Genomic DNA, 14,441 nt, shown 5'->3' with positions numbered 1-14,441 from the left:
CCGGATTTCAGCGGGAGCTGTAGGTAAAGGCGTCTGGTCGATCGGGTAATCATGGCGGGTTCATTACCTGCCAGCGCTCGGGCTACAAAAGCAGACGTCATCGCCTGCACACGGTTCGGAATTGCCCGGCATCGGCGCACCGGCATCGACTTTTACAGTTTGGCCTCATTTCACCTGAGGCGAACGGAATGCCCATCCAATGCAAATACAAGCTCCAACATCTTGTCCTGGCGGTCGCGCTGGTAGTCGGTTGCGTGGAGTTTTCTATGGCAGAGCAGTCGGAGCCCGACGCGCCCGTCATGGACGAAGTGAAACCCAAGCCTGCGCGCAAGAAGAAAGAAAAACCTGCTCCGCCCAGTCTCGCTCCAGAGCCACTGCTTGCAGAAAGTATCGCTCCGACGCCAGAAACATTTCCGGTCAGCACTGAGATTCCAGCAGCCCCCCTTCCTGCACCCGATGACATTCCCTCCGAGAAAGTCGCCACGACGCAAAGCGGCAGCGCACTCAAAGAAAGCCTGGAAAAACCAGCGCCCTTACCGGAATCGGTTCTGGCCGAAACGTCCGCAGCTCAACAAACCCAAGTGGTAGACCAGCCGCCGTCAACGGATTCCCCTCTACCTCCGGGGAACGCAGCCATCGAAGCCCTGCTCGCTGCCGACGAAACTACGGCCGCCCTCGCCTACGATCAACTGGCCGGCGGCAACAACGCCAACCTCGCCAAGGCCACCTTGAGCAGCGTCACACCGGTCAGCGCCAGTCTGCTGTCGGCCATGCACCAGCTCGATAACCTGCATGAAAACCAGCCAAACGCACCGCGCCACGCGGCCGGAAACGCCGAGAGCGGCAGGGTCTGGCTGCAGGCCCTCGGCCACAGCGGGAAACTGGATCGCGATGTGGAGCCCATGCAGCATTCCACCAAAGGACTGCTGATCGGTGCGGACTGGCGGCTCGACGAAGACTGGCGACTGGGCTTGATGGGCGGCACCTCCGGCACGCGCATGGACAGCAAGGAGCTGGACGGCGATCTCGACAGTTGGCACCTCGGTGCCTACGCCTTGCGCCAGACCGGCCCGCTGTCACTTCGGTTAGGCGTAGCCTGGAGCAACCATGAAGGCAGTACCCGCCGCAAAGTCGCGTTCGGCCGCTTCCATGACCGACTGAAAGGCAACTACCAGGCCACTACCCAGCAAGCGTTCATCGAGTCGGGATACAACCTGGGTCGGGCCAACATCAGCATCGAGCCGTTTGCCGGCCTCGGTTATCAACGCTACCACCGCGACGGCTACACCGAAAAAGGCGGGGATGCGGCGCTCCGGGTGGGTGATCAATCCCAGGGCAACTTCAACACCACCGTCGGCCTGCGCATGGCGAAAGTCAGCACGCTGGATAACGGCATGCGCCTCACGCCACGACTCAGCGCGGGATGGAAACATGTTTACGGCGAGACCGACACTAGCACCCGACAACGTCTGGCTACCGGCGGCCGTGACTACACCGTTCATGGCGCAGAGCTGGATCGCAATAGCCTGACGCTCGACACCGGGCTGGATCTGGCCGTCTCGTCCAGCCACACACTCGGTGTTGGCTTGTCGGGTGAGATCGGTACCGACAGCCGAAACCATGGTGTATCGGGCCAGTGGCGAATGGCGTTCTGAGTCCGGACTGGCTGCTGCCGCACGTTGCGGCAGCAACTTGAAAGCAAAAAAAAGGGGAGCACATGCCCCCCCGAGGTTTAAAGCGTTGTATCGAGGCTGTTATCTCAGCCTTCGATCTCGATCAGGATTTCGCCCGGGTTCACCCGGTCGCCCTTGGCAACGTGAATGGCGGTGACCTTGCCGGCAATCGCAGCCTGGACTTCGGTTTCCATCTTCATCGCTTCGGTGATCAGTACGGCCTGGCCCGCCTTCACGGTGTCGCCTTCCTTGACCAGCACATCGACGATGTTGCCCGGCATGGTGGTGCTGACGTGACCCGGTGCCGAAGCCTGCTTGCGCTTGCTGCTGCCGCCGCCGACGAATTCGTTGAGTGGTTCGAACACCACTTCTTCCGGCATGCCGTCGATGGACAGGTAGAAGTGACGCTTGCCTTCAGCCTTGACGCCGACACCGGTGATGTCCACGCGGTAGGTTTCGCCGTGAACGTCAATGACGAACTCGGTCGGTACGCCTTCGCCGCCGGCCGAAGCCACCTTGCCCGCTTCCGGGATCGGCAGCAGCACTTCCGGGGTAAGGGTGCCGGCGGCACGCTCTTCGAGGAACTTGCGGCCGATGTCCGGGAACATGGCGAACGTCAGCACGTCTTCTTCGGACTTGGCCAGTGCGCCGATATCGGCACGCAGCTTGGCCATTTCCGGCTTGAGGAGGTCGGCCGGGCGTACGTCGATCACCTCTTCGCTGCCGATGGCCTGACGACGCAGCTTCTCGTTCACGGTGCCAGGCGCTTTGCCGTAACCGCCTTGCAGATAGAGCTTCACCTCGTTGGTGATGGTCTTGTAGCGCTCGCCGGCCAGCACGTTGAAGAACGCCTGGGTGCCGACGATCTGCGAAGTCGGGGTCACCAGCGGCGGGAAGCCGAGGTCTTCACGTACTCGCGGAATCTCCGCCAGCACTTCGCCCATGCGGTTCAGAGCGCCCTGTTCTTTCAGCTGGTTAGCCAGGTTGGAAATCATCCCGCCCGGCACCTGGTTGACTTGAACACGGGTGTCGACGGCAGTGAATTCGCTTTCGAACTGGTGATACTTCTTGCGCACGGCGTAGAAGTACAGACCGATCTCTTGCAGCAGCTCCAGGTTCAGACCGGTATCGAACTCGGTGCCCTTGAGCGCAGCAACCATCGATTCGGTGCCAGGGTGGCTGGTGCCCGAAGCGAAGCTGGAGATCGCGGTGTCGATGTGGTCGGCACCGTTTTCAATGGCCTTGAGCTGGCACATCGCTGCCAGGCCAGCGGTATCGTGGGAGTGGATGAACACCGGCAGCGACTGTTCGGCTTTCAGTGCACGTACCAGTTCACCGGTGGCGTATGGGGTCAGCAGACCGGCCATGTCCTTGATCGCCACCGAGTCGCAACCCATGGCTTCCATTTGCTTGGCCTGGGCAACGAACGCATCGATGGTGTGCACCGGGCTGGTGGTGTAGGCGATAGTGCCCTGGGCATGTTTGCCGGCAGCTTTCACCGCTTCAATGGCCACGCGCAGGTTACGCACGTCGTTCATTGCGTCGAAGATACGGAACACGTCGATGCCGTTGACTGCGGCCTTGGCGACGAACGCCTTGACCACGTCATCGCTGTAATGGCGGTAGCCCAGCAGGTTCTGCCCGCGCAGGAGCATTTGCAGACGGGTGTTGGGCAGCGCGGCGCGCAGTTGGCGCAGACGCTCCCACGGGTCTTCTTTCAGGAAACGCACGCAGGCGTCGAACGTCGCGCCGCCCCAGCACTCCAGCGACCAGTAGCCGACTTTGTCGAGCTTGTCGCAGATCGGCAGCATGTCTTCGGTGCGCATACGGGTGGCGAGCAGCGATTGGTGGGCGTCGCGCAGGATGGTGTCAGTAACGAAGATCTTCTTGCTCATTCTTGTATTCCTCACAGGCCTGCGTGGGCGGCGATGGCGGCGGCGATGGCCAGGGCCAGCTCTTCGGGTTTGCGCTTGATCGAGTAGTTGGTCAGCTCAGGGTGGCTTTCGACGAAGCTGGTATTGAACTGGCCGCTACGGAATTCCGGGTTGCGCAGGATTTCCTGGTAGTACGCGGCGGTGGTCTTCACGCCTTGCAGACGCATGTCGTCGAGGGCGCGCAGACCACGGTCCATGGCCTCTTCCCAGGTCAGCGCCCAGACCACCAGTTTCAGGCACATCGAGTCGTAGAACGGCGGAATGGTGTAGCCGGTGTAGATCGCCGTGTCGGTGCGCACGCCAGGGCCGCCGGGGGCGTAGTAGCGCGTGATCTTGCCGAAGCTCGGCAGGAAGTTGTTCTTCGGGTCTTCGGCGTTGATCCGGAATTGCAGGGCAAAACCGCGATGCTGGATATCTTCCTGCTTCACCGACAGCGGCAGGCCGGAGGCGATGCGGATCTGTTCGCGGACGATGTCGATCCCGGTGATTTCTTCGGTGATGGTGTGCTCCACCTGCACCCGGGTGTTCATCTCCATGAAGTACACCTCGCCCTCGGCGAGCAGGAACTCCACGGTGCCGGCGTTCTCGTAGCCCACGGCCTTGGCTGCGCGCACCGACAGGTCGCCGATGTAGGCGCGCTGTTCCGGGGTCAGTTGCGGGCTCGGGGCGATTTCGATCAGCTTCTGGTTGCGACGCTGGATCGAGCAGTCACGCTCGAACAGATGCACGACGTTGCCGAAGCTGTCGCCGAGGATCTGCGCTTCGATGTGTTTCGGATTGACGATGCATTTTTCCAGGAACACTTCCGCCGAACCGAAAGCCTTGGTGGCTTCGGAAATGACCCGAGGGAAATTCTGTTCGAGTTCTTCGCGGCTGTTGCAGCGACGGATACCGCGACCGCCACCACCGGAAGTGGCCTTGAGCATCACCGGGTAACCGATGCGGTCGCCCTCGCTCAATGCTTCCTCGATGCCGGAGACGTTGCCTTCGGTGCCCGGCGTGACCGGCACACCGGCCTTGATCATGCTGCGGCGCGCTTCGGTCTTGTCGCCCATGCGGCGGATGACTTCCGCCGACGGGCCGATGAATTTGATCCCGCGTTCGGCGCAGATGTCTGCCAGCTCAGCGTTTTCCGAGAGGAAACCGTAGCCGGGGTGCAGCGCATCGCAGCCGGTTTCCACGGCCAGGTTCACCAGCTTGCGCGGGTTCAGGTAACCGGCCAGCGGCTCGGCACCAATGCTGTGGGCCTCGTCCGCACGCTTCACATGCAAGGCATGCCGGTCGGCGTCGGAATAGATCGCGACCGAGCGGATGCCCATCTCGGCGCAGGCACGCACGATTCGTACGGCAATCTCACCACGGTTGGCGATCAGGATCTTTGTTATCACTTGGAGGTTCCCTTGAGCCGGTGGCACCACGACCTGCTAGACCCAGGTCGGCACGTGACCAAATGTTTCAATCTGGTCTCGGCTCCACACTAGCGCTGACAAGGGATTAACAAAAATGAATAAAAATTGGGTCAGGCATAAGTAAAGACTTATAGTCATCGCATCAGCCAATGGCCAGAGTCGTTATAAAATGCGTAAGTCCTTGATGCGTATGACATTGCGTCAATTGCAGATCTTCAACGAAGTGTGTGATTTACGTTCCTACAGCCGAGCGGCCGAGGAAATGTCGCTCACACAACCGGCCGTCAGCCTACAGATTCGTCAGCTCGAAGAACTGATCGGGCAGCCATTATTCGATTACGTGGGCAAAAAACTCTACATGACCGAGGCGGCCGAAGCACTTCAGCGTGCCAGCCGGGACATTTTCGGCCGACTGGAAAACCTCGACATGCAGCTGTCGGACATGCAGGGCTCGCTGCAGGGCCAGTTAAAGCTAGCGGTGGAATCCAGCGCCAAATACTTCGTGCCGCACCTGTTCGCGGCGTTCAAGCGCCAGCATCCGGAAGTGAACCTGCAGCTGACGGTGGTCAACCGCGGCCAAGTGATCCGCCGCCTCTCCGATAACCGCGACGACTTGGTGATCATGTCGATGGTCCCGCAGGACATGGGGCTGGAGTTCCTGCCGTTCCTCAACAACCCGATCGTTGCCGTGGCGCGTCCCGATCATCCGCTGGCGCACATGGGCCCGCTGCGCTTGCAGGATCTGGAGCCTTACACCTTGCTGATCCGCGAACCCGGCTCGGGCACGCGGCTGGCCTGTGAAGAGTATTTCAAAGAGAAGCGCGTGCATTTCACCCAGACCCAGGAAGTGGCGTCGGCCGAAGCCCAGCGTGAATGCGTGGTGGCGGGTCTGGGCCTGGCGCTGTTGACGCGCCACGCCCTGAACCTGGAGCTGGCGACCGGCGGCCTGGTCGAGCTGCCGGTCGAAGAGTTGCCGCTGTTTCGCAGCTGGTGCCTGGTGCAAGCCAAGGCCAAACGGCTGTCACCGGTGGCGCACGCCTTCCTGGCGTTTATCCGCAGCGAACGGGTGCAGATCAGCGCGCTGGTTGAGCGCTTCGACGGGCAGCTGCCGGCGCTGCCTGCCAGTGATTGATGTCCTCGGGAAAATCGCCGATTTCGGCCTGAAGCTGGCGAAGTTCGAAGCGATCTTCGATGGCGCGGCGAAATTCCATGCGGCGCTGGTCTTCCTGCTGACGACGGGTTTTCGCGGCGCTGTTGCGTTCTTCGTAAGGCTGAGCCATTTCGAGTCTCCCAAGGCGATTACGGGAGTTTCACGATAGGCGCAAGGGATGACGGTTTGGCTTCGACGGGGTTACAGACAGATGAAGATTGCCTTCAGTCATCCAGCGCTTTCACCGATTTTGGCGACAGCCGCAAGCTGCGCAGGCTGCGCTTGACGCTCTTGAGGTGGTTGACCAGGCTCGGCCCGCGCGCCATGGCCACGCCCATCGCCAGCACGTCGATCACCACCAGGTGAGCGATACGCGAAGTCAGCGGCGTGTAGATTTCGGTGTCCTCGTGCACGTCGATTGCCAGGTTGACGGTCGACAACTCGGCCAGCGGCGTCTGGCTCGGGCACAAGGTAATGAGCGACGCACCGCTCTCGCGAACGAGGTTGGCGGTGATCAGCAAATCTTTGGAACGGCCGGACTGGGAAATGCAGATCGCCACGTCGGTCGGCTTCAGCGTCACCGCCGACATCGCCTGCATGTGCGGGTCGGAATACGCCGCCGCCGTCAGCAGCAGACGGAAGAACTTGTGCTGCGCATCCGCCGCCACCGCGCCCGACGCACCAAAACCATAGAATTCGACGCGCTGGGCCTGGGACATCAACGTCACCGCCCGCTGCAGCTCAAGGGGATCGAGCTTCTCGCGAACCTCCATCAGCGTGTGCAACGTGGTGTCGAAAATCTTCAGGCTGTAGTCGGCAACGGAATCGTCTTCATGGATCGCGAACTGACCGAAGCTGGCGCCGGCCGCGAGGCTTTGCGCGAGCTTGAGTTTCAGATCCTGGAAACCGGAGCAACCAATGGCCCGGCAGAAGCGCACGATGGTCGGCTCGCTGATGCCGACGCTGTGGGCCAGGTCGGCCATGGAGCTGTGCATCACTGCCGCAGGGTCAAGCAGCACGTGGTCGGCGACCTTGAGCTCCGACTTGCGTAACAGGTGACGTGACTGGGCGATGTGTTGCAGCAGATTCAAGGGGCTGGACTCTTGTTATGGAAAGATGTGCTTTGGCCAGATGCCAGGGATGTAGCAAGCTTGTAGTTATACTACATGAATTGGCTTTTTGCCTGCTCAATGCGTAACCGGATCCCCCCGGATCAGGCGACATGCGTTGCATGTAGCCCTTTACAGCGGTTTTTCCTGTTCACGCAGCAACGCAGCAAGGCCGACCGCCTCCACCGGACGACTGATCAGATAGCCCTGCACCTCATCGCAACCTTCAGCTTTCAGAAACGCCAGTTGCTCGGATCGCTCGACACCTTCGGCGACCACTTTCAGTGACAGCCCATGAGCCATCGCAATGATCGCCCGGGTGATCGCCGCGTCTTCGCTGCCCTCGCCCAACCCGCGAATAAAGGCCTGATCGATCTTCACGTAATCCACCGGAATCCGCTTCAGATAGCTCAGCGATGAATAGCCGGTGCCAAAATCGTCGATCGCCAGTTTCACCCCCAGATCCCGCAACTGCTGGAACGTGGCGATGATGTGTTCGACGCTGTCGAGCAGCTGGCTTTCGGTCAGTTCCAGTTCAAGGTAATGCGGCGCCAGGCCGGTTTCCTCCAGCACTTGGCGCACCAGACTGACCAGTTTGCCCTGGCGCAGTTGATGAACCGACAGGTTCACCGAAACCCGGATCGGCGCCAGCCCCTGACGCTGCCATTCGCACGCCTGCCAGCAGGCCTGACGCAGGACGAACTCGCCGATCGGCCCGATCAGCCCCGTCTCTTCGGCCAGACCGATGAAGTCCCCCGGCGGCACCCGCCCCATGGTCGGATGATCCCAGCGCACCAGCGCTTCCGCCGCGTTGAGACGGCCGGTCCCCAGACACAGCTTCGGTTGATAGAAGACCTTGAGCTGCTTTTCCTCGATGGCTTTGCGCAGCTGGTTTTCCAGTTGCAGGCGCTCCAGCGTGCTGGCCTGCAGACTGTCGGTGTAGAACTGGAAGTTATTGCCGCCCAGGTGCTTGGCATGTTGCATGGCCATGTTCGACTGACTGACCAGTGCGGAAATCTCCCGGGCGTTGTCCGGCAGCATGCTGATGCCCATTGAGGCACTGACTACCAGCTCATGCCCTTCCACGGTCAACGGCAGGCGCAGCTTGCTCGACAGTCGCGTGGCGACCCGCGCCAGGCTCGACAGGTTGCCGTAGGCGTCGAACAGCACCGCGAACTCATCGCCGGACAGCCGGGCGATGGTGTCGGCTTCCGGAAGAGCATTGACCAGACGCCGGGACATCTTTTGCAGCAATTGGTCCGCGATCTCGTGGCCAAGGCTGTCATTGAGCAGCTTGAAGCGATCCAGATTGATGTGCAGCAGCGCCAGACTCCGGCGCCCGCCCTGTCGCACGCGCTGATGGGCTTCGTGCAGGCGTTCGCGGAACAGCGAGCGATTGGCCAGGCCAGTGAGCTCGTCGTAGTGGGTCAGGTAGCGCATGCGCTCTTCGGATTCGCGGCGCGCCGACAGATCGGCGAAGAAGCCGACGATATGGCTGACATTTCCCCGACTGTCGCGCACGGCATTCAGTTGCAGCCATTGCGGATACAACTCGCCGTTCTTGCGGGTTTCCACCAGTTCGCCTTGCCAACTGCCGTGCTGCTCCAGCGCGTGGCGAATCGCGACGTAATGGCGGCGGGCGTCGCGACTGCACGGCAGTTCGACAACGTTGCGTCCGAGCATGTCGTTGATGTCATACCCGGTGACCCGGCTGAAGGCCTGGTTGATGGCGATCAGCGAGTAATTCGGATCGAGAATCACGATGCCTTCGCTGGCAGCCTCGAACACCGTCGCCGCCAATTGCTGTTGGGCTTCCAGACTTTTGCTGACGCTGATGTCGCGGCGGGTGCCGACCATGCGGATGACCCGCCCGTTCTCGTCGCGCTCCACCGCCCGTCCACGGTCTTCGATCCAGACCCAGTGACCGTCGCCATGGCGCACGCGGTATTCGATCTGATAATCCTCCGTGCGCCCCTTCAAGTGCTCGGTCAGCGCGCGTTTGAGCGGCGGCACATCATCCGGGTGCAGCCTTGGTCGCAGATGCCTGAGCAGCCCGGTGACGTACTGCGGGTCGAGGCCGAACAGTTCCTGAATCTGCGTGTGGTGAACCTCGTCGGTCTGCAGGTTCCAGTCCCACAGCCCCAGCTCACTGGCCTTCAACGCCAGGGCCAGGCGCGCCTCGCTTTTGCTCAGCGCCTGGTTGGCGACATCCAGCTCTCGGCTGCGCTGGGCGACCCGATCCTCCAGCTCGACCTGCGCCTCGCGCAGCTTGCCCTCGGCGCAACGCCGCTGCTCGATTTCCTTCGCCAGCTTCTGATTGAGCTGTTCGCTGCGGGTTTGCGTTTGTTGCAGGTGCTCGATCAGGTGCTGGTTCTGGAAGCGCCGCAGCAAACCGCGATCGATCAGCCGATTGACCTGCCACGCCACCACGCTCAGGGAGCCGAGCAGGATCAGCCCGAGCCAGCCCCAACCCCGCGCCAGTTCGTCACCGCCCCAGAACAGGTAGCCGATGGCCGGCAGCAGGCACGGCAAGGTAAAGGAAAGAAACGCCGGAATGCTCACGGCGTAAGCCACGCTGGCCGACAGGGTCGCGGCTCCGATCAGGCCGAACACCCAGGCCTGCTGCATGAAGTTGTCGGCCGGGACCAGCGCGATGCCGACGCCGGCCAGGGTCAGGCCGGTCATGGTCGAGCCGAGCAGGAACATGCGCCCCCAGATCGGCTGGGCCTGGCGATCGGGAATCGCCGAGTCGAACGCGGCGACCTGAATCACCCGCAACGCCACCAGCGACAACAGCCACACCAGCCAGACGCTGACCACGAAGTAACGCTGCGGGCTCCAGAGCAGAGCGGCGCAGACCAGACCGTTGATCAACATGAACAGGGTGGGCAGCAGCGAACCCTGATAAAGAAGGCGCGTGCGCTCGACCGCCATCTGGGTGGCGTAAAGCTTGCGGATCACCCGAGGCTCCACGGAGGGGCCCGACAGGTCGAAGCTGAGGGTCATAGGCAACGTTCTTGTTCTTATAAGTGTGAGCATGCGCCCGGAAACGTGGACGGAGCATACACAAGCCGAACCACTTGCCAAACTGCCCCAGATCATAATTTCACCGAAACTTTTCCCCCGCCCAGCCCCCACCAAAGCCCTGAGCTCAGGCGGGCCAACGCCTGTAGCCGGTGACCGACCGGTCGTCATCGGCAGCACTTTCATCGGCTAATGCAAAGCTCGGTTTGCCCGGGCCTGCGGCGCACCCTAGAATGCCCCGATGCGCGATGATCTCTCCCTTCTGCTGAACTCCCTCAACGATGCCCAACGCCAGGCCGTAGCGGCCCCCGTTGGTCGTCAATTGGTCCTGGCCGGTGCCGGCTCCGGCAAAACCCGAGTGCTGGTGCACCGTATCGCCTGGTTGATCCAGGTCGAGAACGCCTCGCCCCACTCGATTCTGTCGGTGACCTTCACCAACAAGGCCGCTGCCGAGATGCGTCACCGCATCGAGCAATTGCTGGGCATCAACCCGGCCGGCATGTGGGTCGGCACCTTCCACGGCCTGGCGCACCGCCTGCTGCGGGCGCACTGGCAGGAAGCCGGGCTGAGCCAGACTTTCCAGATTCTCGACAGCGACGACCAGCAACGCTTGGTCAAGCGGGTGATCCGCGAGCTGGGGCTGGACGAGCAACGCTGGCCGGCCCGTCAGGCCCAGTGGTTCATCAACGGGCAGAAAGACGAAGGTCTGCGTCCGCAACACATTCAAGCCAGCGGCGATCTGTTCCTGGCCACCATGCGCGGCATTTACGAAGCCTACGAGGCGGCATGCCAGCGGGCCGGCGTCATCGATTTCTCAGAACTGCTGCTGCGCGCCCTCGACCTGTGGCGCGACCACCCGGGCCTCTTGGCGCACTACCAGAAGCGTTTCCGACATATTCTGGTGGACGAATTCCAGGACACCAACGCCGTGCAGTACGCCTGGTTGCGTCTGCTGGGCAAGGGCGGCGACAGCCTGATGGTGGTCGGCGACGACGATCAGTCGATCTACGGCTGGCGCGGCGCGAAAATCGAGAACATCCACCAGTACTCTTCCGACTTCCCGGATTCGGTGACCATCCGTCTGGAGCAGAACTACCGCTCCACGGCCGGCATCCTGAAAGCCGCCAACGCCCTGATCGCCAACAACACCGGACGTCTGGGCAAAGAGCTTTGGACCGATGGCGGCGACGGCGAAGCCATCAACCTCTACGCCGCCTTCAACGAACACGATGAAGCGCGCTACGTTGTCGAAACCATCGAAAGCGCGCTGAAAACCGGCCTGGCTCGCAGCGATATCGCGATTCTCTACCGCTCCAACGCCCAATCGCGCGTTCTTGAAGAAGCCTTGCTGCGTGAACGCATTCCGTACCGCATCTATGGCGGCCAGCGCTTCTTCGAGCGGGCGGAAATCAAGAACGCCATGGCCTACCTGCGTTTGCTGGAAGGTCGCGGCAACGATGCGGCGCTCGAGCGGGTAATCAACGTCCCGGCGCGTGGCATCGGCGAAAAAACCGTCGAAGCGATCCGCGACCATGCACGCCACAGCGATGTGTCGATGTGGGAAGCCATGCGCCAGCTGGTGGCCAATAAAGGTCTGACCGGTCGCGCCGCCGGTGCACTCGGTGCGTTTATCGAGCTGATCGAGAACCTCGCCGCCAAGTGCGCCGAGATGCCGTTGCACCTGATGACCCAGACCGTCATCGAGCAATCCGGACTGATCGCCTACCACGAAGCGGAAAAAGGCGAGAAAGGCCAGGCCCGGGTAGAAAACCTTGAGGAACTGGTCAGCGCCGCGCGTAACTTCGAGAACACCGAAGAAGACGAAGAGCTGACGCCACTGGCGGCATTCCTCGGCCACGCGTCGCTGGAGGCCGGCGACACCCAGGCCGACGAGCACGAAGACAGCATTCAGTTGATGACCCTGCACAGCGCCAAGGGCCTGGAATTCCCTTACGTGTTCCTGGTGGGCATGGAAGAAGGCCTGTTCCCGCACAAAATGAGCCTGGAAGAGCCTGGACGCCTTGAGGAAGAACGGCGTCTGGCCTATGTCGGCATTACCCGGGCGATGCAGAATCTGGTGATGACCTATGCTGAAACCCGACGCCTGTACGGCAGCGAAACCTACAACAAGGTGTCGCGTTTCGTACGGGAAGTACCGAAAGGCCTGATTCAGGAAGTACGCCTGTCAAACAGCGTCAGCCGACCGTTCGGCGGCAACCAGTCGATGGGCGGCAGCAACCTGTTCAGCGGCAGCGAGATTCCGGAAACCGGCCTGAGCCTTGGCCAGGCTGTCCGTCACTCGATCTTCGGCGACGGCGTGATCCTCAACTTCGAAGGCGCCGGCGCCCAGGCCCGGGTGCAGGTGAACTTCGCCGAAGGCAGCAAGTGGCTGATGCTCGGGTACGCGAAGCTGGAAGCCATTTAAGAGCAGCCCGTCGTTGCTCATCGTTCCCACGCTCTGCGTCACTGTGGACGCGGAGCGTCCATGGCGGCGTTACCACGCAGAGCGTGGGAACGATCGGACACGAACACTGGAGGCAACATCCATGGGCTCGGGCTTCTTTTCCTCCTGGACATTCTGGGCCCTGCTCTCGGCCACTTTCGCCGCGCTGACGGCCATCTTCGCCAAGATCGGCATCGAAAACGTCAACTCCGACTTCGCCACCCTGCTGCGCACAATCGTCGTATTGGTCAGTCTGGCCTTGATTTTGTACGCCACGGGCCAATATCAGTCCTTGGGATCGATCTCCGCCAAGAGCTACCTGTTCCTGCTGTTGTCGGGCCTTGGCACCGGCGCTTCGTGGCTGTGCTACTTCCGGGCGTTGAAAGTCGGCCCGGCGTCGCTGGTCGCCCCGGTGGACAAGCTCAGCGTGGTCTTCGTGGCGGTGCTTGGTGTGGTCCTGCTGGGCGAGAAACTCGACCTGCGCCAGTTGGGCGGCATCGGCCTGATCACCGCTGGTGTGGTGATGCTGGCCTTGCGGCGCTGATCTATTTCCTGCTGAACCTATCTCCTTTTCCTACAGACAAAAGTACATAGCCTTATTGCCCCGACCGAGCTGAACGTAACCTGTCAGGCAAAAGCCCGAAACACTCTCTCGCTAGCCAGTAACACTTCAGCTGTGCAACATGGCGCGCGTGTCTCCACAAACGGGAATTCCCTTTATGAAACGTTTTCTTAGCATCGCCATGGCGTTGTGCATCGGCCTGACGATGAGCCTCGACGCCAACGCCAAGCGCTTTGGTGGTGGCAAAAGCGCCGGCGCTGCGCCGACGCACCAGACCAGCCAGATGGCTCCTTCTTCCCCAGGCATGGGCGGCGCTGCGGCGACCGCTGGTGCTGCCGGTGCCGCGGGCGCTGCGGCCAAGGCCGGCGGTGCTTCGAAATGGCTCGGCCCTCTGGCCGGCATCGCGGCCGGTGGCCTGCTCGCTTCCATGTTCATGGGCGGCGGCTTCGAAGGCATGCAGTTCTTCGACATCCTGATCATGGCCGTGATCGCGTTCGTGATCTTCCGCTTCATCGCCGCCCGTCGTCGCAAGCAGCAGGAGCAGTTCGCTCCGGCCGGCGCGCCGATGCAGCGTGAAGTGTTCGAACAGAAACCAGCAGCCATGGGTTCGATCTTCGGTGGTTCGGCCGCGCCTGCTGCCGCCCGTCCGGTGATCAACGCTCCGGCCTGGTTCAACGAACAGCGCTTCCTTGAAGCTGCCCGCAGCCACTTCCAGGCGCTGCAGCAGCACTGGGACGCCAACGAAATGGACAAGATCGCCGAGTTCGTGACCCCGCAAATGTTCGAGTTCCTCAAGCGCGAGCGCGCGGAACTGGGCGATGCCTTCCAGTCCACCTTCATCGACAACCTCCAGGTACAACTGGATGGCGTGGATGACCGTGCGGACAAGACCATCGCTACCCTGACCTTCAACGGCGTGTCGAAGACTTCGCGTTTCGACCAGCAGGGCGAAGTGTTCAGCGAAAGCTGGAACATGGAGCGTCCACAGGGCGACAACCAGCCTTGGCTGGTCGCCGGTATCCGCCAGAACGGCTGATCACCTCCGACGTTTTACGCGCAGTAATGAAAACCCCGGCCTCGGCCGGGGTTTTCTATTTCGCGGTTGCATCTATAGCGAGCTACTGTATAAACCGGCCC

At 61.6% G+C, this 14,441-nt stretch carries 10 protein-coding genes; 5 read left to right on the top strand and 5 right to left on the bottom strand.

The window, feature by feature from the left end:
* Positions 1-266 precede the first annotated feature (266 nt).
* The gene (locus tag AC07Y2_RS08025) at positions 267-1,655 is read left to right on the top strand and encodes an autotransporter domain-containing protein (protein ID WP_309475024.1); all 1,389 of its coding nucleotides are present in this window, start codon (positions 267-269) and stop codon (positions 1,653-1,655) included.
* A 104-nt stretch (positions 1,656-1,759) separates the two neighbouring features.
* On the opposite strand, the gene oadA is transcribed toward AC07Y2_RS08025, so the two are convergent.
* Together oadA and AC07Y2_RS08015 are read right to left on the bottom strand one after the other, a co-directional pair.
* Positions 1,760-3,568 carry a sodium-extruding oxaloacetate decarboxylase subunit alpha gene (gene oadA, locus AC07Y2_RS08020; protein ID WP_039765069.1) on the bottom strand — a complete coding sequence of 603 codons (1,809 nt, stop codon included), beginning with the start codon at positions 3,566-3,568 and terminating at the stop codon, positions 1,760-1,762.
* Positions 3,569-3,579: 11 nt separating this feature from the next.
* Complete coding sequence (locus tag AC07Y2_RS08015) at positions 3,580-4,995, bottom strand: acetyl-CoA carboxylase biotin carboxylase subunit (protein ID WP_007954255.1); 1,416 nt, start codon at positions 4,993-4,995, stop codon at positions 3,580-3,582.
* 190 nt (positions 4,996-5,185) lie between these two features.
* Here AC07Y2_RS08015 and AC07Y2_RS08010 point away from each other — a divergent pair, with 190 nt between their 5' ends.
* Positions 5,186-6,148 (top strand): LysR family transcriptional regulator, encoded by a 963-nt coding sequence (locus tag AC07Y2_RS08010; RefSeq protein ID WP_103385788.1) that lies wholly within the window; start codon positions 5,186-5,188, stop codon positions 6,146-6,148.
* Here the strand turns inward: AC07Y2_RS08010 and AC07Y2_RS08005 are convergent.
* The 3 genes from AC07Y2_RS08005 to AC07Y2_RS07995 all read right to left on the bottom strand — a co-directional run bounded on the left by AC07Y2_RS08005 (position 6,090) and on the right by AC07Y2_RS07995 (position 10,281).
* Positions 6,090-6,296, bottom strand: a complete 207-nt coding sequence (locus AC07Y2_RS08005; RefSeq protein ID WP_103385789.1) for a PA3496 family putative envelope integrity protein — start codon at positions 6,294-6,296, stop codon at positions 6,090-6,092. The genes AC07Y2_RS08010 and AC07Y2_RS08005 overlap by 59 nt on opposite strands.
* Before the next feature lie 94 nt (positions 6,297-6,390).
* Positions 6,391-7,257 (bottom strand): transcriptional regulator HexR, encoded by an 867-nt coding sequence (gene hexR, locus AC07Y2_RS08000; RefSeq protein ID WP_007954250.1) that lies wholly within the window; start codon positions 7,255-7,257, stop codon positions 6,391-6,393.
* A gap of 150 nt (positions 7,258-7,407) precedes the next feature.
* The gene (locus tag AC07Y2_RS07995) at positions 7,408-10,281 is read right to left on the bottom strand and encodes a GGDEF domain-containing phosphodiesterase (RefSeq protein WP_103385790.1); all 2,874 of its coding nucleotides are present in this window, start codon (positions 10,279-10,281) and stop codon (positions 7,408-7,410) included.
* A 259-nt stretch (positions 10,282-10,540) separates the two neighbouring features.
* On the opposite strand from AC07Y2_RS07995, the gene uvrD reads away from it, so the two are divergent.
* From uvrD to AC07Y2_RS07980, 3 genes are all read left to right on the top strand, one after another.
* Complete coding sequence (uvrD, locus tag AC07Y2_RS07990; RefSeq protein WP_007954248.1) at positions 10,541-12,724, top strand: DNA helicase II; 2,184 nt, start codon at positions 10,541-10,543, stop codon at positions 12,722-12,724.
* Between the two features lie 121 nt (positions 12,725-12,845).
* Complete coding sequence (locus tag AC07Y2_RS07985; RefSeq protein ID WP_085667325.1) at positions 12,846-13,286, top strand: EamA family transporter; 441 nt, start codon at positions 12,846-12,848, stop codon at positions 13,284-13,286.
* A 175-nt stretch (positions 13,287-13,461) separates the two neighbouring features.
* On the top strand, positions 13,462-14,340 hold the full coding sequence (locus AC07Y2_RS07980) for a Tim44 domain-containing protein (protein WP_039765060.1): 879 nt from the start codon (positions 13,462-13,464) through the stop codon (positions 14,338-14,340).
* Positions 14,341-14,441: the final 101 nt, after the last annotated feature.

Source organism: Pseudomonas sp. GW456-12-1-14-TSB6, from assembly GCF_059424205.1.
This window is presented reverse-complemented; position numbering and strand designations above follow the sequence as displayed.